Here is a 26,055-nt window from a genome sequence, read left to right on the forward strand (position 1 = left end):
GCCGCTCACCGCCGCGGGAAGTCGCCCGACCGCGGCAGGGCGGGGCTCACGTCGCGCAGCACGGCGCGCAGCGGTCCGGCGGCCTCGGGCCGTTCCCACAGCATGGTGTGGATGCAGCCGCGCCACTCGGTGGTGAACTCGGCCCGGGCCGGCTCCAGCCGGACCCGCGGCACGGCGACGAGCCTGCTCCTGGCCTCGTCCATCCGGGCGCTGACCAGGTCGGCCAGCTCGGGCGCGAGGACCGCCGCCACCCTGGTCCGCAGGTCGGGCCACTGCTCGGTGTCCACGACCGTCGCCAGCGCGCCCGCGGTCGCGCCGGCGAGGAGTCTGAGCGGTTCCTCGCGCATCCTCACGCCCCCTTGTCGGCGTCCCGGCCGCGGTAGTCCGGGCCGAAGGACGAGTTCCGCTGGTCGTTGCCCTGGAAGTGCTGGATCACGTCGGCCCTCTGCACCGGCGCGTGCGCGTCGCGACCCGCCTGGACGACCGTCGAGCCGCCGGTCGCCACCGCGCTCTGGTTCACCGACGCGACGGGCGGCGGGACCGGGGTCGCGGCCCCGGTCGGCGCGGCCCCCGCCGGTTCGGCCCCGGTCGGCGCGGCTTCGTCCAGCACCAGGGCGTGCACGTCACCGCTCGGCAGCCACATCCACCCGTGGCCGCTGAAGTCCTTCACCCGCACCGGCACCCGGCGGAAGTCCGCCGGCCGCAGCGTGGTGTGCCCGGCCGCGACCAGCGAGGTGAACAGCGTGTCGGACAGCACCACCACCAGCGGCGCGTCCGGCGACCGGTCCAGCGCCGCGTGCGCCGGTTCGGCGTTCATCAGCCTGCTGACCAGCACCGCGTCCTGGCCGGGGTAGCCGTTGGCGCCCTCGACGGCGGCGCCGAAGTGGATCGCCAGGCGCAGCCGCAGCCTGCCCTCGGGCAGCCGGTACCGGTTGGTCGCGGCCAGCTCGGCGTCCAGCGCGCGCACATACCGGTCGACGACGTCGCCCTCGGGCGTCCCGGCGGGCAGCACGGCCCACTCCTCGTCGCCCTTGGCCTGCCGCCGCCACGTCGAGCGGTCCAGGCCGGCGGCCACCCCCGCCCGGTCCAGGCTGCGCACGAGCAGTTCCTGCAGCTCGCGCTGGAGCAGGTCGTCGGCCGACCCGTAGCTCCTCAGGTCACAACACACCAGCAGACTGCGCTGGAAGCTCATGGGCACGACCTCTCGACGGGTGCTGGCGCACGGCGGTTGTCCGACTGCGCAGAGTAACTGTGGACTACTGCATCGGCAGCAATTCCGCAGTCGTGCGGTCCCGGGTCAGAACCCCGCGTATTTCCGCAGTCCGGCCAGATCGGGCACCAGCACGTCACGCCTCAGGTGACTGACCACCACCCCCGCTTTTCGCAGATCGGAGAACGCCTTCTCGGCCGTTCGGGGCTTCATCCCGGCGATCGAGGCGAGTTCCACCTTCGTCAGCGGAATTCCCAACGTCCACCCGTGCGCCTCTTCGCGCCCGTAGGTCTGCACCAATTCGGCGAGCACCCGCGCCACCCGTTCGGCGGCCGGGTGGGACAGGAAATCGCGCCGCCGCTGGTTCGCCCAGCGCAGCCGGTCGTTGATCATCCCGATCAATTCGACGAAGACGTCGTTGCGCCGGTGCAGGAAGCCCATCAGCTCACCGCTGGTGATCAGCTTCGCCACCACGTCACCGCACGTGACGACGGTGGCGGAACGCGGCTTCTGGTCCAGCGCGGCCATTTCACCGACCAGGTCGCCCGCGACCCTGATCGCGAGCAGCGCCGTGTCGCCCGTCTCGTCCGTGGTCTGCACCTTGACGACGCCGTCGAGCAGCAGTAGGACATGAGTGTCCTTCGCGTCCTGCTCGATGACCTCGCGGTCGGCCGTGTAGCGCACGACCGTGCCGATGTTCAGCAGTTCTTGTCGGGTGTTGTCTCGGAGGCGACCCAGGAGGCTGTTGCTGGGCCACCCTGGATCCTGCGTCATCGTGGTCGGCATGGGCAGCATGTGGATCCTGTTACTGTCGTGACCGGCGGGAACTTCCAAAGGACCGACCTGCGTCGGGCGGCAAGTGATGGTCTCCCCGAACGTGCTGCGGACAGTACACCCGAATGGGCGTAACTGGTGGCCTTCTGTTCGGCGTTTTGCCAGTCGACCTCCCATTGAAGATCACGTGCGAATGCGCGCGCAATACCGAATCGAATGGAATTCCGCAGCTCCCGCGAGGTGGGACGGTCACCACACCGGGGAACAAGGGGCCGATCCGGTGAACTTGGACCGGGTGACGCGCCGAAGGGCCGTCGTCGTACCGGGACCCCTCCAGGAGCCGCACGTGAGCCTGCTGTTCAGCCCGCTGACCGTCCGCGCCGTGACGCTGCCCAACCGGATCGCGGTCAGCCCCATGTGCCAGTACTCGGCGAAGGACGGCCACCCGAACGAGTGGCACCTCGTGCACCTCGGCTCGCGCGCCGTCGGCGGCGCGGGCCTGGTGCTCACCGAGGCGACCGCGGTGCAGGCCGCCGGCCGCATCTCGCCCGACGACACGGGCCTCTGGGACGACGCGCACGTCGACTCGTGGCGGCCGGTGGTGGACTTCATCCACGCCAACGGCGCCGTCGCGGGCGTGCAGCTCGCCCACGCCGGCCGCAAGGCGTCCACGTACCCGCCGTTCGCCGAGCGGCGGGGCGGGGTCGCGGACGCCGACGGCGGCTGGGCGCCCGTCGCGCCGAGCGCCGAGCCGTTCCACGAGAGCTACCGGTCGCCGGTCGAGCTGGACGGGGCGGGCATCGCGCGGGTGGTCGCCGACTTCGCCGCCGCGGCCCGGCGCGCGCTGGCGGCCGGCTTCCGGGTGGTCGAGGTGCACGCCGCCCACGGCTACCTCCTGCACGAGTTCCTGTCGCCGCTCAGCAACCACCGCACCGACGCCTACGGCGGGTCCCCGGAGAACCGCGCCAGGTTGACGCGCGAGGTCACCGCCGCCGTCCGGGACGCCGTCGGCGCGGACGTGCCGGTGTTCGTGCGCATCTCCGCCACCGACTGGGTCGAGGGCGGCTGGACCGCGGAGGACAGCGTCGAGCTGGCGCGCGGCCTCGCGGCCCTGGGCGCCGACCTGGTCGACGTGTCCACCGGCGGCAACGTGCCGTCGGCGGACATCCCGACCGGCCCCGGCTACCAGGTGCCGTTCGCCGAGGCCGTGCGGCGGAAGGCCGACGTGCCCACCGGGGCGGTCGGCATGATCACCGACGCCCGGCAGGCCGAACAGGTCCTCGCCGACGGCTCGGCCGACCTGGTGCTGCTCGGCCGGGAATCCCTGCGCGACCCGTACTGGCCGTTGCACGCGGCACAGCGGTTGGGGGTGCAGGTCAACCCGCCGAGGCAGTACGCCAGGGCGTTCTAGGGGCCCGCCGCAAAGGTTGGGCTGCCGGTCGTCGAAACCGGCAGCCCAACCTCAGCAGCGGGTGTTGTTGTGTCAGCGACGGTAGTCGTCGTAATCGTCTTCCGACGGGTCGTCGAAGCGTTCTTCGCTTCGACGGACCCCAGCGGACTCGCCGCCGGACAGCTCGCGTTGCAAGGCGTCGACGTCGATGTTGTGAGAGCTGTATTTGAGCTCCCGCGCCACCTTGGTCTGCTTGGCCTTCGCTCGGCCGCGCCCCATGGCTCGACCCCCTCGCACAGGGACGGGGGCGGCCGGGGGAACGGCGGCCCCACTCGTCTCGACAACTAGTTCCTGGTAACTACCGTACCGTGTCGAAGGGGTTCCCCGCGACGCGGTAGGCGTGACACGTACCGCCAAATCTCCCCATGGGAGGATGCGCGGGTGCCTCGACCGTTCGTCGCCTACCTCAGGGTGTACGAACCGCTGTCGGCTCTTGACGCACCGTTGGCGGACCAGGTGCGGAAAGCCCTGGAAGACGGGCCTTTGAGCCGAGCGGACGTCGGCGCGCGGGAACAGGAGCTGTGGTTGCGATCACAGCTGGCCCGCCCGCGTCGCCTCCTGCCCGGTGAGCGGTCGGACGGCAGCGTCGCGCCCGACGCGCCGTTCGACGTGATGACCATCAGCCCGGCCGAGGTGCCCGGCCAGGTCGGGCCCGGACCGCTGGTCTGCCCGCTCGACCTGCGGGCCAGGTCGGCCGCCGCGCTGGTCGGCTTCCTGGCCACGGCCACCGGGCCGCTGCGGGAGGCGGCCGTCGAGGTCGAGCCGGAGGCGATCCGGGCCAGGGCGTCGGCGGTGATGGCCGAGCTGACCGGCGGGGCGGTGCACGTCATCTCCACCACCTGGACCGTGCCGCTGCCGTGGTTCGCCCTGGTCGACCCGGGGACGCGGCGGATCGTGCTCGCGCCGAAGGACGACCCGGAGCGGCAGGTGTCGTGGCGGGTGTCCATGCCGGACGCCAGGGCGCGGGTGGCACGGGCGCACCAGGTGGTGTCCAGCTCGCTGGGCGACGCGGGCCCGGCCAAGGTGCTCGCGGACACCGGGCGGTGGCTCGACCACTTCGCGCCGGACTCCGCGGTCGAGCTGGACTACGGCGGCCTGGTGCAGCTCATCGACGACCAGGACCTGCTGGAGGACAGCTCGGCCACCGACGTGAACGCGATCGTGGACGCGCTGGAGGCGGGTGACGCCGAGGAGGTCGCGCTGCGGTACGAGCAGCTACGGGAGTTCTGGAGCGAGCCGGCCCGCCGCGAGCGGCACGGCTAGCAGCACGCGCGCCCCCAGCGCCGCCGCCGCGGCCAGGAGCAGGGCGGCGGGCCAGCCGGCGGTCACCGCGACCCAGCCGGCCAGCGGCGGCGTCACGGTGGCGCTCAGGTAGTTGGCGGTGTTCTGCATCCCGAGCGCGATCCCGGTCCGGCCGGGTGGCGCCAGCTCGCCGGCGGCGGTGATCGCCACGCCGTTCCAGCACAGCGCCAGCGCGGCGGTCGGGACCAGGGCCGCCGCGAGCACCCACACCGGGGCCCGGTCGAGGGCCGCGCACAGGACGAACCCGGCGGCGATCAGCACGCTCAGCGCCTTCAGCGGCCCGACCCTGGTCGGCGACCGGTCCGACCACGCGCCGACGACCAGGCGGCCCACGCCGCCCGCCACCTGGGCGGCGGCGAACAGGCCCGCGGCCACGCCCACGGCCACGCCGCGGTGGTCGTGCAGCAGCTCCACCATCAGCGCCGCGGCGGTGAACTGGGGGACGACCAGCAGGCCGCTGGCCGCGCTGAGCCGGATCAGGCCCGGGTCCTTGAGCACGACGCCGTGCCGGCCCCGACCGGACCGCACCGCCCACGGCGGCTCCCGGACCCACAGCGCCACGGCCACCGCGACGAACGCGGTGCAGCCCGCCAGCGCCAGGAACGCCGCCGGCACCCCGGCCCGCAGCGCGACGACCGGCAGCACCGCGGCGGTCAGCGCCGCGCCGAGCGGGGTGGCGGTCTGCCGCAACCCCATCGCGAACCCCCGCCGCTCGGCGGGGAACCAGGTCAGCACCGCCCGGCCGCTCGCCGCGTTCACGCTCGCGCCGAACAGGCCGACGCCGACCAGCGCCAGCCCGGCCACCACCGGCCCGTCGAACGCGGCCAGGGCCAGGCACCCGGCGGCGCCGAAGCCGCCGACCGCCATCACCAGCCGCTCGCCGCGCCGGTCGGCCGCCGCGCCCCAGAGCACGAGGGTGAGCATGGTGCCCAGGTTGACCGCGCCGAGCAGCAGCCCGACCTGCGGCAGCGACAGCCCGAAGTGCTCGCGCAGCTGCGGCGTGATCGCCGGCAGGCCGAGGAACACCGCGGCGTTGGCGCCCTGGGCCACCGCCCCGATCGCGAGCACCACCCAGCGGTAACCGGGGCGCGTGGACCGTTGTTGTGCCATCAACCAGCCACGTTAGGTGGCTGGTCCATGGAGTGGGAGTGTGATCCTATTCCTTGGAACGCCCCGGGTTGGTCGGCCAACCCCGTTCCGCGGCCAGCAGCTCGTCCACCGAGGCGGTGCCGTTCTGGTACCGCCCGGCGATCTCGGCGTTCAGCGCGTCGACTACGGCCTGCACCTCGCGCCGCCGGGACGAGACCGATGCCTCCTCGCCGACGAACACCCGCAGCGCCAGGTCCAGCTTGTCGTCCGAGAGCGCGCTCACGTCCGAGAGGTCGACGTCGGAGACCAGCGCCTCGACGTGCCGCCGGTGCGCCTCGGCCCGGGACGGCTCCTGGGTCTGGTACCGGCCGAGGCCGGTCGCCGGCCCCACCGCGTTCGAGGCCAGGATGGTCGCCAGCTGGTCGACCACCGCCGAACCGCCGGACGTCCGCCGCTCCTGCTCGGCCCGCACGATGTCGATCCGCGCGTGCAGCAGCCGCCGCAGGTACGACAGGTCCGTCTCCTCCTGCGCCGCCTCGTCGCGCAGCGCGCGCACCTCGGCGAGCGGAAGCCGCTCGACACCCTCCGCGTAGTCGGGGGCGAGCACCCGGTCGATACGGCGGCGCCCGCCAGGACGCACCTCGATCACGTACTCATCCTGAGGTAGTTCGTGTCCACCCGCCAACACAAACCTGCTTCCAAAGTTGTCTCAAACCTGTACCGGACTGCGCACGCCCAAGAGCGCGCGTGCTTCCGCGGGCGACAGCGGCGGGCGCTGGGCGATCTTGGCCAACCCCGCGGCGCGCGCGACCAGTTGCGCGTTGTCCCGGACCGGTTGGCCCTTCGCGTACGAGGTGGTGTCCTCCATGCCCACCCGCAGGTGCCCGCCCGCGGCCAACGCCGTCAACATCACCGGCAGCGTGGTCCGCCCGATGCCCGTCGCCGAGAAGGACGCGCCCTCCGGCAGCAGCCGCAACGCCGCCACCAGCGTCTCCGCGTCACCGGGCATGCCGCCCGGCACGCCCATCACCAGGTCGACGTGCACCTTGCCGCCCGCGGGCAGGCCGTGCTGGTCCAGCAACCGCCGCAGCGACGCCAGCTGGCCGATGTCGAAGATCTCGTACTCCGGGACGATGCCCCGCTCCTGCATCCCCTTGTGCAGGGCGACGACGAACTCCCAGCGGTTCAGGAAGACGTCGTCGCCGAAGTTCACCGTGCCCATGGTGCAGGACGCCGAGTCGGGCAGCGCGTCGAGCACCTTCAGCCGGTCGGCCTCCGGGTCGGTCACCGCGCCACCCGTGGACAGCTGCACGACCAGGTCGGTGTGCTCGCGCAGCGCGGCCACCGCCTCCTTGAGCAGCCCGAGGTCCAGCGTCGGCCTGGTGTCCGCGCCCCTGATGTGCACGTGGACCATGGCCGCGCCGACCTGCTCGCACGCCTGGGCGGTGCTGACCAGTTCCGCCAGCGTGACCGGCAGCTGGGGGACGTCGGCCTTCGCGTGCTCGGCCCCGGTGGGGGCGACGGTGAGCAGCGTGCCGTGGGATCCGGGTCGGGACATGTCGTGATCCTGGCACAGAACCCGTTCGGTCCAACGGGTCAGCGGTGCCCGACCGGCCCGGAACCGCAGGTGGGCGAGGTCGCCGGTTTTCCGGTCCGGACGATCAGCGGCCGAGGTTGCGGGCCGCCTCCCGGCCGAGGCCCGGCGTGTCCGGCGGCACCGAGTCGGGGTCGACCGACGCCTGGACGCGGCGGTCCTCCGCGCCGACCAGCAGCTCGGTCTCCGGCGGGACCGAGCGCTTGACCAGCGCCAGCACGATCGTGCCCAGCTCGTGGTGCAGCGCGACGCTGCCGACCCGGCCGACCACGCGGTCGTCCACCAGCACCGGGTCGCCGGTCTCCGGCTGCACCTCGCGCGAGCCGTCCAGGTGCAGCAGCAGCATCCGGCGCGGCGGCCGGCCGACGTTGTGCACCTTCGAGACCGTCTCCTGGCCCCGGTAGCAGCCCTTGTCGAGGTGCACGGCGCCGCCGATCCAGTTCACCTCGTGCGGGATGGTCTTCTCGTCGGTGTCCACGCCGAGCCGGGCGTGCAGCGACTCCACCCGCAGCGCCTCGAACGCCCAGCTGCCCGCCGGGCGCGCGCCCGCGTCGGTGAGCCTGGCCCACCACGCCGCCAGCTCGCCGCGCGGGACGACCAGGTCGACCGCGTCCTGGCCCGGCCACGTCATGCGGCGGGCGAAACCGCCCTCCAGCGCGACCACGCCGTTCGGGCCCTCCGGCAGCGGCACGGCCAGCCTGTCGAACAGCCCGGCGACCTCCGGGCCGACGACGGTCAGCACCGCCAGCTCGGCGGTCGCGTCCCGCGGCTCGACCTTCGACCAGAACACCATCCTGGTCAGGTACGCCAGCAGCTCGCCCGCCCGGGACGCCTCGGTGTCGAGGTAGGCGACGCCGCCGACGTTCGCCACCACGGCGTGGTGCTCGACCCGGCCCTGCACGTCCAGGATCAGCGCCTCGGTGCCCCGGCCCTCGCCGAGCGCGGTGAAGTGCTGGCTGGTCAGCGAGTGCAGCCAGGTCAGCCGGTCGTCGCCGGGGATCGCGATGACGGCCCGGTGCGACCGGTCGAACACCGCGACCGACCGCGCGGCCGAGCGCTGCTCGGCGAACGGGTCGCCGAAGTGCCACGGCACGCCCTGGTCGGGGGCGCCCTCGAACGGGGCGACCGCGCCGGGGGCGGTCAACAGCGGTGAGTTCACTCGGACTCCTTCGGTGCGCTCTGGCTCAGGCACTCGCGGCAGGTGCCGGACAGCGCGAGGTGGCTCGCATCAAGTTCGAACCCGTGCCGCTCCCGCAGTGTTCCCCCGAGCGGCGCGAGCAGGTCGCACGGCACCTCGTCCACCCGGCCGCACCGGTGGCACACCAGGTGCACGTGCTCGTGCTCGTCCACCGAGTAGTTCGGCGCGCCGTGCCCGAGGTGGGTGTGCCGGACCAGGCCGAGCCGGTCCAGCAGGTCGAGCGTGCGGTAGACCGTGGTGATGTTGACCGTGGGCGCGGTGACCTGGACGCGCTGGCAGATCCGCTCCGGCGTCGCGTGCCCCAGCTCGCGCACCGCGTCGAGCACCAGCTGGCGCTGGGGTGTCATCCGCAAGCCGCGTTCGTGCAGCGTCTTGCGCAGGGCTTTCGGAGCGCCGGCGGTGTCCACGGAGCCGATGGTAGGCCGTGAGTAGTCTCACGGTATGCGCGTGCTCGCACTACTGGACGGAACGCTCGCCGATCCCGACGCCCCGCTGATCCGCGTCGACGACTACGGCCTGATGCGCGGCGACGGGATCTTCGAGACGATCCTCGTCGTCGACGGCAAGCCCCGGGAGCTGGGTCCGCACCTGGACCGCCTGGCCCGCTCGGCCGCCATGCTCGACCTGCCCGAACCCGACCGGGCCGCGTTCGAGCGCGCCGTCGACCTCGTGCTGGACAACTGGACGGGCGGCGCGGAGATCGCGCTGAAGCTCGTCTACACGCGTGGGGTCGAGGGCGGGGACGGCACGCCGACCGGGTTCGCCCTCGGCCTGGACATCGCGCCCAAGGTGCTGGCCCAGCGGGTCGACGGCATCGCCGCGGTCACCCTGGACCGGGGCATCGAGCCGGGCCTGATGGAGCGCGCGCCGTGGCTGCTGCTCGGCGCCAAGTCGCTGTCGTACGCGGTCAACATGGCGGCGATCCGCGAGGCCGAGCGGCGCGGCGCGGCCGAGGTCGTGTTCACCACGTCGTCCGGCTCGGTGCTGGAAGGACCCACGTCCACGCTGATCATGGCCCGCGGCCGGACCCTGGTGACGCCGCCCGCCGAGCTGGGCATCCTGCCCGGCACGACGCAGGCCGCGCTGTTCCGGGCCGCCGGTCGCGAGGGCTGGGCGGTCGAGGTGCGGCCGATCGAGGTCGAGGAGCTGTACGCGGCGGACGGCGTCTTCCTGGCGTCGAGCGTCCGCAAGGTCACCCGGGTGCACACGTTGGACGGCAAGGCGCTGCCGGACTCGACCGAGCTGCACGCGCGGCTGGCCGCGCTGTACGAGTCGGAGTACTAGGACCGCGGCCCCGGGCGCCTCCTCCGCGCCCGGGGCCGCGCGTCCCGCCTACTTCAGGCCGGCGTCCACGGCGTTGATCAGGGCGCCGTTGGCGGTGTCACCGGACATCTCCCAGATCATCGCCCCGAGCAGGCCGCGCTGCTTGAGCCACGCGGTCTTCTTCTGGATCGCCCACGCGTCGTCGAACGTCCACCACTGCCCGCCGTTGCCGGTGAAGCAGGACGTCGCCACCGCCGCCTCGTCGTGGTGCACGGTGCAGCCCGGCACGCTCGCCAGCAGGTTCGAGTAGCCGCGGGTGCCCGCCTCCTCGGCGAACTGGCCCGGTGCGGCCCCGGTCGCCGACTGCCACTCGCCGTTCTTCCCGCCCGCCTGCACGCCCTGCCAGCCGCGGCCGTAGAAGGCGAGCCCGATGGTGATCTTGCGCGGGTTCACCCCGACCGAGGTGTAGGCGTCCACCGCCTCCTCCACGCTGAAGTGGAACGGGTACGGGTCGTCCACGTCGGCGTGCAGGTTGCCCTGGTGGCCGGTCCGGTTGGGCTCCCACGAGTTGTCGCTGCCCGCGCCGTGGAAGTCGTAGCCCTGCACGTTGAAGATGTCCAGGGACTTCGCCACCTGCGGCAGGTCCCACCCGGCCTCGATCTTCGCCGGGTCGGCCGGGGTGAACGCGGTCAGGTCGTAGCGCTTGCCGGTCTGCCCGCCCAGCTCGTCCAGCTGGCGGCGGAACTCGTCGATCAGCAGGGTGTTGTTCCGCTTGTCGTCCGGCCCGACGTGGTTGCCCGGGTGCCCCTCCGCGCCCGGCCACTCCCAGTCGAGGTCGATGCCGTCGAAGACGCCCGCCGCCGTGCCGGGCCCGCCCGCCGCGTTGTACACCGGCAGGTTGCCCCTGATGTAGACGTCCAGGCAGGACTTGACGAACTTCTTGCGGGACGCGTCCGTGGCCGCGACGTCGGAGAAGTACTTCGAGTAGGTCCACCCGCCGAGCGAGATCAGGACCTTCAGGTGCGGGTGCTTGGCCTTGAGCTTGCGCAGCTGGTTGTAGTTGCCGCGCAGCGGCTCCCAGCCGGTGTCGGCGACGCCGTCCACGGACTGCGCCGCGCTGAACGGCCTGCTGTAGTCGGCTTCCGCGTCACCCGCGCCGTCGCCCTGGTTCGGGTCCTGCGGGTCGGGCGAGGTGCCCTTGGTGACGCCGTGCAGGCAGGTCAGGTTGACCGGGTCGACGTTGCCGAACGCGTAGTTGAGGTGCGTCAGCCTGGCCGCGGCGCCGCTGGTGTCCAGGTTCTTCACGAAGTACTGGCGGCCGTAGATGCCCCACTGGACGAAGTAGCCGATCCGCGCGTACCCGCCGACGATGTCCGAAGTGGACGCGGTGGTGGCGTTGCTCGCGGCCGAGGTGTTGTCGTGCAGGTCGCGGGCCTTGACGGTGAAGGTGTAGGCGGTGGACGGCGAGAGGCCGTCGACCTTGGCCGTGGTGCCGGTGACCGTCGCCTTCACGGTGGCGCCCTGGTAGACGTCGTAGTTGGCCACGCCCCGGTTGTCGGTGGCGGCGTCCCAGCTCAGCGTGATGCTGCCGGCGTCCTTGGCGGTGCTGCGCAGGTTCGCGGGCGCGGTCGGCGGCTGGGTGTCGTCGGCCGGGTTGTTGGTGGTCACGTCGAGCGCGTTGGAAGCGGTCGACAGCGCGCCCTTGGTGTCCTTGGCCTTCACCGTGAAGCGGTACGCGGTGTTCGGGCTGAGGCCGGTGACGGTGGCGCTGGTCGACGTGACGGTGGTGGCGAGGGTCGTGCCGTTGTAGACCTCGTACCCGGCGATGGGCAGCGAGCCGGGGGTCGAGGCGGTCCACGCCAGCGAGGCGGTCTTCGTCGTCTTCACCGGCGAGTGCAGGTTGGCCGGCGGGGTCGGCGGCGTGTCCGGGGTGCCGTCGCAGTTGGCGTTGTTGACCCGGCAGGTGACCGGCTCGGCCGCCGAGCTCAGCGTGAACGTCGGGCTGTACGGCTCGGTGGACCGCCGTGCGCCCACGCTCCGGTTGTAGTGCACGGGGTTCAGCGTGACGGCGTTGCCGGTCTGGCTGATCGTGGCGTGCTGCGCGCCGCTCGCCGTGACGCCGGCGGGCAGGGTGAAGGTGATCGACCAGTCGGCCAGCACCGCGTCGGTGTTGTTGGTGACGACGAACTTGCCGGTCGAGCCGGTCAGGGTGAAGTCGGCCGTGGTCGGCGCGGGCGGCGGGGCGGGCGGGCCGCTGCCGTCGCAGTTCGCGCCGTTGACGGTGCAGGTCGTCGGGTCGGCGGCCTGGCTGAGGGTGAACGTCGGGCTGTACGGCTCGGTGTCGCGACCGGCTTGGAGGGTGTTGATGTAGAACGCGGGCGTCAGGGTCACCCGGGTGCCGTTCTGGGTGGTCGTGGCGTGCTGCGCGCCGCTGACCGTGACGCCGGCGGGCAGGTCGAACTTGATCGACCAGCCGGCGACGGCGGCGGTCGTCGGGTTGGCGACCACGAACTTGCCGGTGGCGCCGGTTCGGCTGAAGGCGGCGGTCAGGCCGGTGGCGGCGGTGGCCGGGGTGGGCAGCGCTGCGGTGGCCAGTAAGACGGCCAGGAGCGCGATGGCTGGTCGGCGCATCAGGGGTGTGCCTCTCGATTGACAGGGAACAGTCGAGAACCACGGCGGCCCGGTCTTGCGCTTTCTGAACGCTTCTGAACGTAAGTCTTGCGGACCTCGTTGACAATGGGTCTAGACCAATTGCGTCCGTTCAGCCCTGCGGCCCGGCGGTGCTCAGGCCACCGGCGCGAACCGCAGCCGGGTGCCCGGCGCGGCCTGCCCGAGCAGCGGGAGCACGTCCGCGCCGACCACGCCGATCACCGGGTAACCGCCGGTCGTGGGGTGGTCGGCGAGGAAGACGACGGGCCGGCCGTCGGCGGGCACCTGCACCGCGCCGGTCACCAGGCCCTCGCTCGGCAGCTCCCGGCCGACCCGGTGCGCGGCCCGGTCGAGGACCGCGCCGGTGAGGCGCAGGCCGACCCGGTTGCTCCGGTCGGACACCGTCCAGCGGCCCGCGCGCAGCCGGCCCGCCGGGTCGTCGAACCAGTCGTCGCGCGGTCCGAGGACGACGGGCACCACCAGCTCGCCCGGCACCCGCACCGGCACCAGCACGTCCGCGCCGACCGGCACACCGGTGGGCTCGCCGAGGGGCAGTTCGTCGTCCGGCCGCAGCGGCGGCGGGCCCAGGCCGGAGAGCAGGTCGGTGGACCGGCTGCCCAGGTCGGCCGGGACGGCGATGCCGCCGGACACCGCGACGTAGCACCGCAGGCCGCCGGAGGGCGTGCCCAGGGTGAGGGTGTCGCCGGGCGCCAGGTGCAGCGGCGAGTCCCGCGGCACGCCGTTGACCAGCGCCGGGGTCGACGGGCCGGTGACGGCGGCGGTGCAGGAGGCGTTGGCGCGCAGGGCCAGGCCGCCGAGGAGCACTTCGAGGCAGGCGGCGTCCTCGGGGTTGCCGACCAGGCGGTTGGCGAGCCGCAGCGACGGCACGTCCAGGGCGCCCGAGGGCGGGACGCCGAGGTGGGCGTTGCCGGGCCGGCCCAGGTCCTGCACCAGGGCCTGCGGGCCGGTGCGCAGCACGGTCAGCGAGCGTTGAACCCGGGTGCGCCGAGCGTTGGACTCTCGCGCGCCGGACGTCGGACTCTCGCGTTGCAGGGTCATCGGGTGGCCTCGAAGCGGACGCGGTCGCCGGGGGCGAGCAGGGCGGGGGTCGGGCGGCGCGGGTCGAACAGCGGCGCGTCGGTGCGGCCGATCAGCCGCCAGCCGCCGGGGGTCGACCTGGGGTAGGCGGCGGTGTACTCGCCCGCCACGCCGACCGAGCCGGTGGGGACCTTCGTGCGCGGCGAGTCCAGGCGCGGCTGGCGCAGCGGCTCCGGCAGGCCGGTCAGGTAGGCGAAGCCGGGGGCGAACCCGCAGAACGCGACCCGGTAGTCGGCCCCGGTGTGCAGCTCGACCACCTCGGCGGCGGTCAGGCCGGCGGTCTCGGCGACCAGGTCCAGGTCCGGGCCGTCGTAGCGGACCGGGACGACCACCTCGGCGCCGTCCGCGCCGGGCCGGTGCGCCAGGTCGGCGGTGGCCAGGGCCGCGCGGACGGCGGTCAGCCCGCCCGGCGCGACGACCAGGACCGTGCGGGCGGCCGGGACCAGCTCGACCACGTCCGGCAGGTCGGCGAGGGCGGCGCGCACGGCCTCCACCTCGCCGAGCGAGCCCACCTCGACCAGGACCGCGTCGGTGCCGCAACGCCGCAGCTGCATGGGACCAGGGTAGAGGAGGATTGTTGAACAATCCAACTGAGCGCCGGCGCTCGTCGTGGAGCGACGACGCTCAGGTCACCCGACGACGCGCTTGAGGTGGGCCGAGGTGTGCGGCTGGAGCGGTTGGCCGACCATGGCCCGCTCCTCGACGTACGCCAGGTCGCCGTTGTTGACGATGCCGTACAGCCGCTGCGCCCCGGTGACCTCCTTGGCGGTCGCCGTGCGCACCACCGCGTCCGTGGAGATCTCCCACGACGTCTGGGTGCGCGGCTTGCCGTAGTACAGCTCCACGATCCCGGTGTTGTGCGTGAGCAGCACCTCGATCGTGTCGTCGGCCTGCGGGCGCCAGAAACCGGTCTCGCGCGCCGCCTGCCGGATCACGCCGCCGTCCTCGTCCAGCAGCCACGCGCGGGCCTCGTAGTAGAGGAACGGCCTGCCGTCGTGCGCGAACGTGATCTGCTGCCCGTAGCGGAACGGGCCGTCGATCGTCGGGTACACGACCTCGCCCTCGCCGCGCCACACGCCGACCAGCGGCAGCAGCGCCAGGCACGCGTCGTGCAGCGACGGGCCGGAGCGCAGGTTCGCGGTGTCCGCCGGGATCGGCAGGTCGTCGAACTGCGGCAGGTTGCGCGCACCGGTCACCGAGGCGCGCGAAGCGGCGGCCTGCACGGCCGCGTCACCACTGCCCGGAACGGGCTCGTTGTCGCTCACCGCTGGTCGGAGAACAGGCGGTACACCACGTACCCGGCGAACCACACGACCAGCAGGGACACGAGGACCAGCAGTCCTGTGAAGAAGTGTTCCACCCGGCCAGTTTAGGCACTCGACCCGGGAAGTCGCCGACCCCGGTGGCGAACGCCACCGGGGTCGGCGAGGGGGTGGCGCCGGGTCGAGCCCGTGCGCCCCCGTGTCCTAGGGCCGCTCAGGCCACCGCGACCTCGACCGGGTGCACGCCCGGGCCCTCCGCGCTGACCGACGCCTGCCCGTTGCCGGACCGGTGCAGCGCGCGGATCGTCCACGTGCCCGGCGCGGCGTAGAACCGGAAGTCACCGTCGACCGACGAGACGACCTCGGCGGTGAACTCGCCCGAGGCGTCCAGCAGGCGGACGAACGCGCCGCCCACCGGGGCGCCCGCCGAGCGCACCTTGCCGGTCAGCACGACCTCGTTCGCACCGACCTGGACGTCCACGCCCTGCTGGGGCGCGCCGCAACCGTCCAAGCTCATGATCAGCCCTCCTTGCCGCTGCCGAGCTCGATCGGCACGCCGATCAGCGAGCCGTACTCGGTCCAGGAACCGTCGTAGTTCTTCACGTCCTCGTGGCCCAGCAGCTCGTGCAGCGCGAACCACGTGTGCGACGAGCGCTCGCCGATGCGGCAGTAGGCGATCGTCTTGCGCGAGCCGTCGAACCCGGCCGCGCCGTAGATCTCGGCCAGCTCCTCGTTCGACTTGAACGTGCCGTCCTCGTTGGCCGCCTTGCTCCACGGCACGTTGATCGCGCTCGGGATGTGGCCGCCGCGCTGCGCCTGCTCCTGCGGGAGGTGCGCGGGCGCCAGCAGCTTGCCGGAGAACTCGTCGGGCGAGCGCACGTCGACCAGGTTCTTGTTGCCGATCGCGTCGACCACCTCGTCGCGGAACGCCCGGATCGCCAGGTCCTGCTCCTGCGCGGTGTAGGTCGTGGTCGGGCGGTCGACCTGCTCCTTGTCCAGCGGGCGGCCGTCCAGCTCCCACTTCTTGCGGCCGCCGTCGAGCAGCTTGACGGCGTGGTGGCCGTACAGCTTGAAGTACCAGTAGGCGTAGGCGGCGAACCAGTTGTTGTTGCCGCCGTAGAGGATGACCGTGTCGTCGTTGGCGATGCCCTTGGCGGACAGCAGCTTCTCGAAGCCCGCGCGGTCCACGAAGTCGCGCCGCACCGGGTCCTGGAGCTCGGTCCTCCAGTCGATCCTCACCGCGCCCGGGATGTGACCCCCTTCGTAGGCGGTGGTGTCCTCGTCCACCTCCACGAAGACCACGCCGGGCGCGGTCAGGTTCTCCTCGGACCAAGCGGCCGAGACCAGGACGTCTTCACGGCTCATCGAGCTGCTCCCAATTCTTCGTTCGTACTGCGACGGTGTCACTGTGGTCGGGCGAGGGCGGGCGCGTAGCGGCGCAGGAGCAGGAACACCTCGCAGCCGACGCACAGGCCGAGCGCGGCGTTGAGCAGCGCGGCGACCAGCGCGGCGGACGTGGCGACGACCCCGAGCGCGGTGAGGCCGGTGGCGTACCCGATCGTGCCGACCAGGGCGAAGACGAACCCGACGCCCTGCGCGAACCGCAGCGGGGCGGCTTCCTCGCGCTCGGCGGTCGGCCTGATCCTCGGCTGCACGGCGAACCGGTAGACGTGACCCCACGGGTTGAGCTTGAGCGAGATGAACGCGCACATCCCGAACAGCACCGTCTGCGCGGCCAGCAGCCGCCACGACCCGGTCAGCAGGACGACCGCCAGGATGCTGGTGGTGATCCAGGCGCTGAACCGGGGACCGCGCGGGTCCACGGGGGCATCTCTCGGCACGGCGACCTCCTGACGGTGGACAAGACTGGCAGTCCGTATCAGGCGGTCTAGGGGCAGGCGCACGCACCCGTCAAGGGTGCGCGGGCCGCCGGGGACCGCCCGGTCAGCGCGCCGCGCGACACAGGCTGCTGCGCACGCGGCACAGGTCCACCGCGAGTCGCTTGGTCAGCACCGTGGTCATGCGTTCGAGGGTAGCCGGTCGTCCCTGGTGCCGGGAGTGGTGTCCAATTGGTGGGAGTTCCCAGCTTCACCCGATCGGGTTAGGCAGGTGTGCGCGCAAAGCCGCAATAAGCGTGTCCGCCCTGGGGACGCCGCCGACCCGCAGCAGCTCGCCGCCGGACCGGTCGAACGCCAGCGTCGTCGGCGCCCGCAGCACCCCGAGGTCGGCCGCCACCCCCGGCAGGTCGGTCACGTCCAGCTCGACGTGCCGCAGCCCGTCGGTGCGGGCGGCGAGGTCCGCGAGCAGCGACCTGGTCTGCCGGCAGGTCGCGCAGAACGCCGTGGACACCTGCACCAGCGTCACCGGCGCGTCCGGGTCGAGCAGGTCGCGCACCGGCGCGGGCAGGGCGCCGCGCGGCCTGGCGGCGCGCACCCGGCCGTTCCGCGCGCGCAGCACCAGGCCGATCGCGGCGACCACCGCCACCGCGCCGAGCAGCGCCCACACGCCGGTCATCTAGTTGCCGTCCAGGGGGATGTCGTGGACGGCGCCCTCCACGGTGAACGCGCCGCTCTCCACCCGGACCGCCGTCGGCGTCACGGTGAACGGCAGCGTGCCGGGGTCGATGGTCACGCTCAGCGCCTCGCGCACCACGCCGAGCACCGCGTCCAGCCCGTCCAGCGACAGGTCGTCCAGCTCGACGTCGTTCATCGCGATCACCACCTGGCCGTCGACCAGCGACACCGTGCCGTACGCGGTGATCCGGATGCTGCGGCCGGCGACCTTCGTGTTGCCGGACAGCTTCACCGCGGCGACGGTCGGGTCGGCGGCCTGGCCCGCGGCGGGCTCGGCGCGGGTGTCCGGCTCGATCGCCATGTCGGTGAACGGCGTGACCTGGTTGACCACCCGGTTCAGGTCGTTCGCCTTGATCTTGACGCTGCCCTGCACCTCGTCGATCTTCGCGCCGCGGGTGTTGCCGGCCAGCAGGTCCGACAGGCCGATCCGGGTGTGCCGCAGGTTCGCCCGGATCTCCAGGTCGCGCAGCTGGTCGCGGACGGGCACGCCGGTGGCGCTGATCTCGATGTCCCGGTAGTCGCCGCCGACGGCCTGGGTGATGAACGGGAAGCCGTTGATCCGGACCGACGGGTCCTCGTTCAGCATGAACTTCTCGCGCATCTTCTGCGCCACCTGGTACTCGCCCGCGGCGGCCAGCCCGAAGTCGGCCGCGACCAGCAGCGCGAGCAGCACGAGCGCGGCGATGATCAGCTTGCGGCCGCGGGCCGGTCGGCGGCGCTTGGTCTCGGTGGCGGTCATCGCCTGTCCCCTGTCCGGTGGGTGGTGCGGTGCTCGGCGCCCGCCTGCCGGGAGCGCCCGTCCTGCCGGGAGTGCTCGTCCAGCCACGTCGCGATCCGGTCTACCAGAGCGGGCGTCATCGCCGACTCGGCGTGCCGGAAGCCCGGCTCCAGCCACAGCCGGGCGTCGCCGCCGGCGGCCCGGTGCAGCGCGACGGCGTGCGCGGGCCCGAAGTAGTGGTCCTGCTCGCCGTGCACGATGAGCAGCGGGGTCGGCGCGATGCGGTGCACCACCTCCAGCGGGCTCTCCGGCGCGATCCGCCACGGCGGTCCCAGGCGGACGCCGAGCGCGCGGGCGGCGAGCCTGCCGTGCGGCTGTTCGAGCAGCCAGTGGACCCGGCGCATCGCGACCGTGTCGCGCACCCACCAGCGCGAGGGCGCGCTGACCGCCGCCACCGCGTCCGGCCGGTCCTCGTGCAGGCCCGCGTGGCGCAGCGCGATGGAGGCGCCCATGGAGAACCCGACCGTCACCACCCGGCGGTACCCGAGGTCGCGGGCGAGCGAAACACCGGCCGCCAGGTCGTGCACCTCGTCGCCGCCGACCGACGACCGCCCGCCGGAGCGGCCGTGGCCGCGGAAGTCCAGCGCGACCACCCCGCCGTGCCGCGCGAACCGCCGCAGCACCCGTGCGACGAACGGCTTGCGGACGTGGTTGGTGAAGCCGTGGCCCACGACGAACGCGAGGTCCGTCGTGGCCGGCGCCGACCTCACGTGCACGCCGTGCAGGAGGACAGCGTCGTGTGACATGCGTGTAACACGCGTGACGCTTGTGGAAACAACTGTGACCCTGACCTGCTGACCTGGGTCTTTCGTGCCGTGCACCGGTATCGTCTCCGTCATCCGCAGGCAACGGGGCCCGGTCACCGTACTTCGCCTGTGCTTGGTCGGTGACCACGCACCGGCCGAACGAGAGGGCGCCGCGATGAGCATCGACGTGCTGCTGCTGACCACCGACCCCGATCCGGAGGCGGTGCTGCCCGCGCTGTCGCTCCTCCCGCACGAGGTCCGGCCGCTCCGGCCGGAGGTCTCCGCGCTGCTGGAAGCCGGTCCCCACGACATCGTCCTGGTCGACGCCAGGACAGACCTGGCCGCCGCCCGCGGCCTGTGCCGGCTGCTCGACTCCAGCGGCGTCGACGTGCCCGTGGTGGCCGTCGTCACCGAGGGCGGCCTGGTCGCGGTCAACTCCGACTGGAGCGTGGACGAGATCCTGCTGCCCACCTCCGGCCCGGCCGAGGTGGACGCCCGCCTGCGCCTGGTGCGCTCCCGCCGCGGCGCCACCCAGCCCGGCGGCGACGGCTCGCTGCAGCTCGGCGAGCTGGTCATCGACGAGGCCACCTACACCGCCCGCCTCCGCGGCCGCCCGCTCGACCTCACCTACAAGGAGTTCGAGCTGCTGAAGTACCTGGCCCAGCACGCGGGCCGGGTCTTCACCCGCGCGCAGCTGCTCCAGGAGGTGTGGGGCTACGACTTCTTCGGCGGCACCCGGACGGTGGACGTGCACGTCCGGCGCCTGCGCGCCAAGCTCGGCCCCGAGCACGAGTCCCTGATCGGCACCGTGCGCAACGTGGGCTACAAGTTCGTCCGCCCCCCGCGCCCCGGTGGCGCCCGCCGCGTGGACCACGTGGTGGACGCGGCGGAGACCAACGTCGACGAGGCCGAGCTGATCTTCCGGGCCTGAGCCACCCGGAGGCGGCGGTCCCCGAGTAGGTTTCCGGCGTGGAACTGAGCTGGTTCGAGGAGCTGTCCCCCGAGCAGGCCGCCGAGATCTCCGGCCTGCTCGACGCCGCCCAGACCGTCGACGGCGTCGCACCCGTCGGCGAAGCCGTGGTGCTCCGCCTCCGCCCCGGCGCGCGGGGCAGCAGGCACCTGCTCGCCCGCGCGGGCGAGACCCTGGCCGGCTACCTGCACCTGGACGTGTTCGGCGACTCCGACGGCAACGAGGTGGCCGAGCTGGCCGTGCACCCCGACCACCGCCGCCGCGGCGTCGGCGCCGCCCTGGTCGGGGCGCTGGCCGACCGCCCCAAGCCGGTCCGGGTCTGGTCGCACGGCGGCCACCCCGGCGCCGGGGCGCTGGCCGCGCGGCTCGGCTACCGCGAGGTCCGCGAGCTGCTGCGGCTGCGCCGCCCGCTCGACGCCGACCTGCCCGAGCCCGTCCTGCCCGACGGCGTCGCGCTGCGCCCGTTCGTGCCCGGCCGGGACGAGGCCGCCGTGGTCTACGTCAACCACCGCGCGTTCGCCTGGCACCCCGAGCAGAGCGCGATGAGCATCGAGGACGTGCGGCAGAAGGAGGAGCAGCCCTGGTTCGACCCGGCCGGCTTCCTGCTCGCGGTCGACCGGGACGAGCGGCTGCTCGGCTTCCACTGGACCAAGGCGCACACCGCCGAGCTGGGCGAGGTCTACGTCGTCGGCGTCGACCCGGACGCGCAGGGCGGCGGCCTCGGCAAGGCGATCACCCTCGCCGGGCTCGCGCACCTGCGCGCCACCGGGCTCACCGAGGTGATGCTCTACGTCGAGTCCGACAACGCCGCGGCACTGGCCGTGTACGAGCGGTTGGGCTTCACCCGGTGGGATTCCGACGTCCAGTACTCCCGGTAGTGACAAACCTGTCACGCCCTGCAAACGCGCAGGTCACGGGACACCCAAAAGGCGGTGTACTCCGTCACTTCCCGTGTGGTGTTCACCCGCCGTTCACCTTCTCCTGGGGGGCCGTCCACCCTCGCTACCTACCGTCCGTGTCGAGCGGCGGAGGTCTGCCGCGAATCCGCTTCCGCAGCTGGAGGACCTCAGGTGAAGACCAAGCGACACGGCGCCGTACTCGGCCTGATCGCGGCCGGTGCGCTTCTGCTCACCGCGTGTGGCAGCGACAACAACACCGCCGGCACGGGTCCGACGTCGGCGGCGGGCGCCGCGACGGTCCCCGTCGAGTGCGGCGGCAAGTCGAGGCTGAGCGCAGAGGGCTCTTCGGCGCAGCAGAACGCGATGGCCTCGTTCGTCCAGGCGTACCAGGCCGCGTGCCCCGGCTCCGACCTCGCCTACAACGCCTCCGGCTCCGGCGCGGGCGTCAAGCAGTTCAACGCGGCCCAGGTCGACTTCGGCGGCTCCGACTCGCCGCTGTCCGAGAGCAAGGGCGAGGTCGCCGCGGCGGCCGAGCGCTGCGAGGGCAACCCGGCGTGGAACCTGCCGATGGTGTTCGGCCCGGTCGCGCTCGGCTACAAGCTGGAGGGCGTCACCGACCTGACCCTGACCGGCGAGCTGGCCGCCAAGATCTTCAACGGCGCCATCACGAAGTGGAACGACCCGGCCATCAAGGCCGTGAACAGCAGCGCGTCGCTGCCGGACAAGGACATCAAGGTCGTCTACCGGTCCGACGAGTCCGGCACCACGGACAACTTCCAGAAGTACCTGACCGCCGCCTCGAAGGGCGCGTGGACCCAGGGCGACGGCAAGCAGTTCAAGGGCGGTGTCGGCGAGGCCAAGGAGAAGTCCGCCGGCGTCGCGCAGGCCGCCGGTTCGGTCGACGGCGCCATCACCTACGTCGAGCTGTCGTTCGCGCAGGACAACAAGCTGTCCATCGCCAAGATCGACAACGGCTCCGGCGCGGTCGAGCTGACCGACGAGACGGTCGGCAAGGCCATCGACGGCGCCACCATCAAGGGCACGGGCAACGACCTGGTGCTCGACCTGGACTCGATCTACGCCTCCACCACCGCGGGCGCCTACCCGCTGCTGCTGGCCACCTACGAGATCGTCTGCTCGAAGGGCTACGACGCCGACACCGCGAAGGCCGTCAAGGCGTTCCTCACGGTCGCGGCGACCAGCGGCCAGGAAGGGCTCGCGGAGGCGGGTTACGCTCCGCTGCCCAAGGCCTTCCAGGACAAGCTGCTGACCGCCATCAAGGCCATCGCCTGATCAGGCCGGCACACTTCCCGGGAACGCCATCGCGATGAGTGACCGCACAGTGGCCCCCCGCCCGCCGGGCACCGGTCCGACCGGTGCCCGGTCGGGCGTCCCGGCCGCCCGACCCGACTCGGAGGCTCCGATTCCCCCGACCACGGAAGCCGACCAGAAGACCCACGTCCGGCCGGGTGACCGGATCTTCGCAGGCCTGGCCACCGGGTCGGGCATCTTCATCGTGGTCCTGATCGCGGCGATCGGCGTCTTCCTGCTGCTCCAGGCCATCCCGTCGCTTGCGCTGGACCAGGTCAACTTCCTGACCAGCCGCGAGTGGTCCACCGGCGACGTCGCCAACATGCGCTACGGCATCCTGGACCTGCTCCTGGTGACCGTCGTGTCCTCGGCGTTCGCCCTGGCCATCGCGATGCCCATCGCCCTGGGCATCGCGCTGTTCCTCACCCAGTACGCGCCGCGCAGGCTCGCCCGGCCGTTCGCCTACGTCATCGACCTGCTGGCCGCCGTGCCGTCGATCATCTTCGGCCTGTGGGGCCTGCTGGTGCTCGGCCCGGTGCTCACCCCGGTCGGCGAGTGGCTGACGTCCACCCTCGGCTGGATCCCGCTGTTCGCCGAGGGCAACGTCAGCATCGAGCTGGGCGGCACCATCTTCACCGCCGGGATCGTGCTGGCGGTGATGATCCTGCCGATCATCACCGCGGTCAGCCGCGAGGTGTTCGACCGCACGCCGGTCACCCACGTCGAGGGTGCGATCGCGCTCGGCGCCACCAAGTGGGAGGTCGTGCGGACGACCGTGCTGCCGTTCGGCAAGGCGGGCTACGTCAGCGCGTCCATGCTCGGCCTCGGTCGCGCCCTCGGCGAGACCATCGCGCTGACGATCATCCTCAGCGGCACCGGCGCGGCGTTCGCGTGGAGCCTGTTCGACGGCGGCGCGACGTTCGCGTCCAAGATCGCGCTGGCCGCGCCCGAGTTCAACGACCCGCGCACGGCGGGCGCGTACATCGCCGCCGGCCTGGTCCTGTTCGTGCTCACCTTCGGCGTCAACGCCATCGCCCGGACCATCGTCGCCGGTCACAAGGAGTACGAATGACGACCGACACGGCGGACCTGAACCGCCTCGCCACGCCGCCGACGTTCCAGAGCGTCAGCCCGGCCCGCAGGTTCAAGAACGGCGTCGCCACCGCCCTGGTGTACGGGGCGTTCCTGATCGCGATCGTGCCGCTCATCTGGGTGCTGTACGTGGTCGTCGAGCGCGGGTTCCCGGTGGTCCTCGACGGCGACTGGTGGCAGAAGTCGCTGTCCGGCCTGCTCGGCCGGCAGCAGGGCGGCGGCGTCTACCACGCGATCTACGGCACCCTGGTGCAGGGCCTGGTGTGCGGCCTGATCTCGGTGCCGATCGGCCTGTTCGTCGGCGTGTACCTGGTGGAGTACGGCGGCCGGTCCAAGCTGTCCCGCGCCACCACGTTCATGGTCGACATCCTGACCGGCGTGCCGTCCATCGTGGCCGCGCTGTTCGTCTACACGCTGTGGATCACGTACTTCGGCTTCGGCCGCAGCGGGTTCGCGGTGTCCCTCGCGCTGGTGCTGCTCATGGTGCCGGTGATCGTGCGGACCACCGAGGAGATGCTGAAGATCGTGCCGGACGAGCTGCGCGAGGCGTCCTACGCGCTCGGCGTGCCGAAGTGGAAGACGATCGTGAAGATCGTCGTCCCGACGGCCCTGTCCGGCATCATCACCGGCATCATGCTGGCCCTCGCCCGGGTCATGGGCGAGACCGCGCCGGTGCTCGTGCTGGCCGCGTACGCGCCGTACATCAACTACAACCTGTTCGAAGGCCCGATGGCCTCGCTGCCGCTGCTGATGACGTCGGAGCGGAACAACCCGACGCAGGCGGGCTTCGAGCGGATCTGGGGTGCGGCGATCACCCTGGTCATCATCATCACGCTGTTCAACCTGCTGGCGACCGTGATCTCGCGGTGGCTGGCTCCGAAGACGAAGTGAGCGGGCGGTCATGGCCAAGCGCATCGACGTGAAAGACCTCAACCTGTTCTACGGCAAGTTCCACGCCGTGGACGGTGTTTCGCTCGCCGTGCCGCCGAAGAACGTGACGGCGTTCATCGGCCCGTCCGGTTGCGGCAAGTCCACCGTGCTGCGGTCGTTGAACCGCATGCACGAGGTCGCGCCGGGCGCCCGGGTGGAGGGCAAGGTGCTGCTGGACGGCGAGGACATCTACGCCTCCGCCGTCGACCCGGTGCAGGTGCGCCGGACCATCGGCATGGTGTTCCAGCGCCCCAACCCGTTCCCGACGATGTCCATCCGGGACAACGTGGTGGCGGGGCTGAAGCTGGCCGGTGAGCGGAACAAGAAGAAGCTCGACGAGGTGGCCGAGCGGTCGCTGCGCGGGGCGAACCTGTGGAACGAGGTGAAGGACCGCCTCGACCGGCCGGGCGGCGGGCTGTCCGGTGGCCAGCAGCAGCGGTTGTGCATCGCGCGGGCGATCGCCGTCCAGCCGGACGTGCTGCTGATGGACGAGCCGTGCTCGGCGCTGGACCCCATCTCGACCCTGGCGATCGAGGACCTGATCACGGAGTTGAAGAAGGAATACACGATCGTGATCGTGACCCACAACATGCAGCAGGCCGCGCGGGTCAGCGACCAGACCGCGTTCTTCAACCTGCTCGGCGTCGGCCAGCCCGGCCGCCTGATCGAGGTGGACGACACGGAGAAGATCTTCTCCAACCCCAGCCAGAAGGCCACGGAGGACTACATCTCCGGCCGCTTCGGCTAACCCCCACCCCCACCCGGAAGCCCTCCCACCGCTGGTGGGAGGGCTTCCGCGCGTTCGGGTGACGAGGGGAACCGGGGGCTCGCGCCCGCCGTCAAAGCCGAGACACGGTGCTCCGTCCGGGGGTACCGTGACCGTTGGGATCGGCAGACTCGCAGGGGGTAACCGTGGCGGCGGAAGGTGCGTGGAGCGCACAGTCCATGCAGGCGATGACGGCCAACATGGTCGGCTTGAAGCAGGCCGCCGAGTCGGGTTCGTTCGCCATCAGCGAGGCCGGCGCCCAGGAGTACCTGAAGGCGATCGACAACGCCCAGAAGGACCTGCGCAAGATGGACAACGACGTCGCCCTGCTGCGCCAGGACGTGAAACTGGGCACGAGTCCGGACGCGACCGCCCTGACCCGCTACAACCGGGAAGGGGTCGAGGGTGGCGCCGGCACGTCCGGCATCGTTCCGGCCATCGAACAGCTGAAGTCCGCGCTGGAAGAGGCACGGCTGGCGCTTCAGAAGGCGATCGAGAACTACCGCGAGGTCGATGACTCCAATGCCGGCACCTACAAGCGCTACTGAGGGTGGAAGTCAGTTGATCAAGGGATTGTCGATCCGCGTCGTCCTGGCGTTGACGGTGCTCGGCGTTGTCGCCACCGGCTGCACCACCCAGGGAGATCCGACGCCCGCGCCCACGGGTTCCACCTCGGCCGAGGAGACCTCGGAAGCGACCACCACGTCGAAGCCGTCCGGTGGCGGTGACTCGCTGGCCGACTTCGACACGTGCGAAGCGCTGAACTCGGTGGCTGCTCAGTTGAACCTCACCGAGGTCGAAGCCGACGGCAAGTCCTGCGACGCGGAGTTCTCCGCGACCACGTCGGTGACGGTCAAGGCCCAGCCGTCGCTGAAGATCGCCGACGCCGTGGGCAAAGAGGTGTCGAGCATCGACGTCGGACCGCGCAAGGGCGCGCTGGCGACGGAACCCGCCTCGAGCTCGTCGTGCCTGGTCGCCATCGAGGTGACCGCCACTTCCAGGGTTGACGTCGTCGGCAGTGCGAACGCCTCGCTGGACGAAGCCTGCGACGCGGCGAAAGCTGTCGCCGAAGCAATCGAACCCAAGCTGCCGAAGTAACCA

At 72.2% G+C, this 26,055-nt stretch carries 30 protein-coding genes; 11 read left to right on the plus strand and 19 right to left on the minus strand.

Going from position 1 to position 26,055, the window contains the following annotated elements:
- Positions 1-5 precede the first annotated feature (5 nt).
- From AB0F89_RS08690 to AB0F89_RS08700, 3 genes are all read right to left on the minus strand, one after another.
- Positions 6-347 carry a hypothetical protein gene (locus tag AB0F89_RS08690; RefSeq protein WP_367134352.1) on the minus strand — a complete coding sequence of 114 codons (342 nt, stop codon included), beginning with the start codon at positions 345-347 and terminating at the stop codon, positions 6-8.
- A 2-nt stretch (positions 348-349) separates the two neighbouring features.
- Positions 350-1,192, minus strand: coding sequence for a hypothetical protein (locus tag AB0F89_RS08695; RefSeq protein WP_367134354.1), 843 nt, complete (start codon positions 1,190-1,192; stop codon positions 350-352).
- Positions 1,193-1,297: 105 nt separating this feature from the next.
- Positions 1,298-2,044, minus strand: a complete 747-nt coding sequence (locus tag AB0F89_RS08700) for a Crp/Fnr family transcriptional regulator (protein WP_367134356.1) — start codon at positions 2,042-2,044, stop codon at positions 1,298-1,300.
- A gap of 286 nt (positions 2,045-2,330) precedes the next feature.
- Here AB0F89_RS08700 and AB0F89_RS08705 point away from each other — a divergent pair, with 286 nt between their 5' ends.
- The gene (locus AB0F89_RS08705) at positions 2,331-3,395 is read left to right on the plus strand and encodes an NADH:flavin oxidoreductase/NADH oxidase (protein ID WP_367134358.1); all 1,065 of its coding nucleotides are present in this window, start codon (positions 2,331-2,333) and stop codon (positions 3,393-3,395) included.
- 72 nt (positions 3,396-3,467) lie between these two features.
- Here the strand turns inward: AB0F89_RS08705 and AB0F89_RS08710 are convergent, their stop codons facing one another.
- Positions 3,468-3,653, minus strand: coding sequence for a DUF3073 domain-containing protein (locus AB0F89_RS08710; protein WP_367134360.1), 186 nt, complete (start codon positions 3,651-3,653; stop codon positions 3,468-3,470).
- Between the two features lie 162 nt (positions 3,654-3,815).
- Between AB0F89_RS08710 and AB0F89_RS08715 the strand changes: the two genes are divergently transcribed.
- Positions 3,816-4,697 (plus strand): hypothetical protein, encoded by an 882-nt coding sequence (locus AB0F89_RS08715; RefSeq protein WP_367134362.1) that lies wholly within the window; start codon positions 3,816-3,818, stop codon positions 4,695-4,697.
- Here AB0F89_RS08715 and AB0F89_RS08720 read toward each other — a convergent pair.
- From AB0F89_RS08720 to AB0F89_RS08740, 5 genes are all read right to left on the minus strand, one after another.
- A complete protein-coding gene (locus tag AB0F89_RS08720; protein WP_367134364.1) occupies positions 4,650-5,846 on the minus strand; it encodes an MFS transporter in 1,197 nt (398 codons plus the stop codon). The two genes, AB0F89_RS08715 and AB0F89_RS08720, sit on opposite strands and share 48 nt — an antisense overlap.
- Before the next feature lie 46 nt (positions 5,847-5,892).
- Entirely contained in the window at positions 5,893-6,474 is a 582-nt protein-coding gene (locus AB0F89_RS08725) for an aerial mycelium formation protein (protein WP_367134366.1), read from the minus strand.
- Between the two features lie 60 nt (positions 6,475-6,534).
- Positions 6,535-7,383, minus strand: coding sequence for a 3-keto-5-aminohexanoate cleavage protein (locus tag AB0F89_RS08730; protein ID WP_367134368.1), 849 nt, complete (start codon positions 7,381-7,383; stop codon positions 6,535-6,537).
- Between the two features lie 103 nt (positions 7,384-7,486).
- Positions 7,487-8,578 (minus strand): folate-binding protein YgfZ, encoded by a 1,092-nt coding sequence (locus tag AB0F89_RS08735; RefSeq protein ID WP_367134370.1) that lies wholly within the window; start codon positions 8,576-8,578, stop codon positions 7,487-7,489.
- Positions 8,575-9,024: a Fur family transcriptional regulator gene (locus AB0F89_RS08740; protein WP_367134372.1), complete on the minus strand. Its 450-nt coding sequence runs from the start codon at positions 9,022-9,024 to the stop codon at positions 8,575-8,577. The genes AB0F89_RS08735 and AB0F89_RS08740 overlap by 4 nt, the downstream gene beginning before the upstream one ends.
- Positions 9,025-9,058: 34 nt before the next feature.
- Here AB0F89_RS08740 and AB0F89_RS08745 point away from each other — a divergent pair, with 34 nt between their 5' ends.
- Complete coding sequence (locus tag AB0F89_RS08745) at positions 9,059-9,901, plus strand: aminodeoxychorismate lyase (RefSeq protein ID WP_367134374.1); 843 nt, start codon at positions 9,059-9,061, stop codon at positions 9,899-9,901.
- A 48-nt stretch (positions 9,902-9,949) separates the two neighbouring features.
- Here AB0F89_RS08745 and AB0F89_RS08750 read toward each other — a convergent pair whose 3' ends face one another.
- The 10 genes from AB0F89_RS08750 to AB0F89_RS08795 all read right to left on the minus strand — a co-directional run bounded on the left by AB0F89_RS08750 (position 9,950) and on the right by AB0F89_RS08795 (position 18,986).
- On the minus strand, positions 9,950-12,511 hold the full coding sequence (locus AB0F89_RS08750) for a glycosyl hydrolase family 18 protein (RefSeq protein WP_367134376.1): 2,562 nt from the start codon (positions 12,509-12,511) through the stop codon (positions 9,950-9,952).
- 153 nt (positions 12,512-12,664) lie between these two features.
- Complete coding sequence (locus AB0F89_RS08755; protein WP_367134379.1) at positions 12,665-13,507, minus strand: biotin-dependent carboxyltransferase family protein; 843 nt, start codon at positions 13,505-13,507, stop codon at positions 12,665-12,667.
- 77 nt (positions 13,508-13,584) lie between these two features.
- Positions 13,585-14,181, minus strand: a complete 597-nt coding sequence (locus AB0F89_RS08760; RefSeq protein WP_367134381.1) for an allophanate hydrolase subunit 1 — start codon at positions 14,179-14,181, stop codon at positions 13,585-13,587.
- A 75-nt stretch (positions 14,182-14,256) separates the two neighbouring features.
- The gene (locus AB0F89_RS08765) at positions 14,257-14,892 is read right to left on the minus strand and encodes an FABP family protein (RefSeq protein WP_367134383.1); all 636 of its coding nucleotides are present in this window, start codon (positions 14,890-14,892) and stop codon (positions 14,257-14,259) included.
- Between the two features lie 211 nt (positions 14,893-15,103).
- Positions 15,104-15,406, minus strand: coding sequence for a DUF1416 domain-containing protein (locus AB0F89_RS08770; RefSeq protein ID WP_367134385.1), 303 nt, complete (start codon positions 15,404-15,406; stop codon positions 15,104-15,106).
- 2 nt (positions 15,407-15,408) lie between these two features.
- Positions 15,409-16,254 (minus strand): sulfurtransferase, encoded by an 846-nt coding sequence (locus AB0F89_RS08775; RefSeq protein WP_367134387.1) that lies wholly within the window; start codon positions 16,252-16,254, stop codon positions 15,409-15,411.
- Positions 16,255-16,292: 38 nt separating this feature from the next.
- On the minus strand, positions 16,293-16,730 hold the full coding sequence (locus AB0F89_RS08780; protein ID WP_367134389.1) for a DUF4395 domain-containing protein: 438 nt from the start codon (positions 16,728-16,730) through the stop codon (positions 16,293-16,295).
- Positions 16,731-16,977: 247 nt separating this feature from the next.
- Complete coding sequence (locus tag AB0F89_RS08785) at positions 16,978-17,403, minus strand: TlpA family protein disulfide reductase (protein ID WP_367134391.1); 426 nt, start codon at positions 17,401-17,403, stop codon at positions 16,978-16,980.
- A complete protein-coding gene (locus tag AB0F89_RS08790; protein WP_367134393.1) occupies positions 17,404-18,201 on the minus strand; it encodes a DUF2993 domain-containing protein in 798 nt (265 codons plus the stop codon).
- Positions 18,198-18,986: an alpha/beta hydrolase family protein gene (locus AB0F89_RS08795; protein WP_367134395.1), complete on the minus strand. Its 789-nt coding sequence runs from the start codon at positions 18,984-18,986 to the stop codon at positions 18,198-18,200. Before AB0F89_RS08795 ends, AB0F89_RS08790 begins: the two co-directional genes overlap by 4 nt.
- A gap of 175 nt (positions 18,987-19,161) precedes the next feature.
- Here AB0F89_RS08795 and AB0F89_RS08800 point away from each other — a divergent pair, with 175 nt between their 5' ends.
- The 8 genes from AB0F89_RS08800 to AB0F89_RS08835 all read left to right on the plus strand — a co-directional run bounded on the left by AB0F89_RS08800 (position 19,162) and on the right by AB0F89_RS08835 (position 26,052).
- Positions 19,162-19,917 carry a winged helix-turn-helix domain-containing protein gene (locus tag AB0F89_RS08800; protein WP_367134397.1) on the plus strand — a complete coding sequence of 252 codons (756 nt, stop codon included), beginning with the start codon at positions 19,162-19,164 and terminating at the stop codon, positions 19,915-19,917.
- A 62-nt stretch (positions 19,918-19,979) separates the two neighbouring features.
- Entirely contained in the window at positions 19,980-20,834 is an 855-nt protein-coding gene (gene mshD, locus AB0F89_RS08805; RefSeq protein WP_367138784.1) for a mycothiol synthase, read from the plus strand.
- A gap of 192 nt (positions 20,835-21,026) precedes the next feature.
- On the plus strand, positions 21,027-22,148 hold the full coding sequence (pstS, locus tag AB0F89_RS08810) for a phosphate ABC transporter substrate-binding protein PstS (RefSeq protein ID WP_367134399.1): 1,122 nt from the start codon (positions 21,027-21,029) through the stop codon (positions 22,146-22,148).
- A 34-nt stretch (positions 22,149-22,182) separates the two neighbouring features.
- Positions 22,183-23,238 (plus strand): phosphate ABC transporter permease subunit PstC, encoded by a 1,056-nt coding sequence (gene pstC, locus AB0F89_RS08815; protein WP_367134401.1) that lies wholly within the window; start codon positions 22,183-22,185, stop codon positions 23,236-23,238.
- Positions 23,235-24,149, plus strand: coding sequence for a phosphate ABC transporter permease PstA (gene pstA, locus AB0F89_RS08820; RefSeq protein WP_367134403.1), 915 nt, complete (start codon positions 23,235-23,237; stop codon positions 24,147-24,149). Before pstC ends, pstA begins: the two co-directional genes overlap by 4 nt.
- A gap of 10 nt (positions 24,150-24,159) precedes the next feature.
- Positions 24,160-24,936, plus strand: coding sequence for a phosphate ABC transporter ATP-binding protein PstB (pstB, locus tag AB0F89_RS08825; RefSeq protein WP_367134405.1), 777 nt, complete (start codon positions 24,160-24,162; stop codon positions 24,934-24,936).
- Positions 24,937-25,100: 164 nt separating this feature from the next.
- Positions 25,101-25,502, plus strand: a complete 402-nt coding sequence (locus AB0F89_RS08830; protein ID WP_367134407.1) for a hypothetical protein — start codon at positions 25,101-25,103, stop codon at positions 25,500-25,502.
- Between the two features lie 13 nt (positions 25,503-25,515).
- Positions 25,516-26,052 carry a DUF3558 family protein gene (locus AB0F89_RS08835; RefSeq protein WP_367134409.1) on the plus strand — a complete coding sequence of 179 codons (537 nt, stop codon included), beginning with the start codon at positions 25,516-25,518 and terminating at the stop codon, positions 26,050-26,052.
- The last annotated feature ends 3 nt before the right edge of the window (positions 26,053-26,055 follow it).

The sequence above is a fragment of the Saccharothrix sp. HUAS TT1 genome, assembly GCF_040744945.1.
Classification (GTDB): Bacteria; Actinomycetota; Actinomycetes; order Mycobacteriales; family Pseudonocardiaceae; genus Actinosynnema.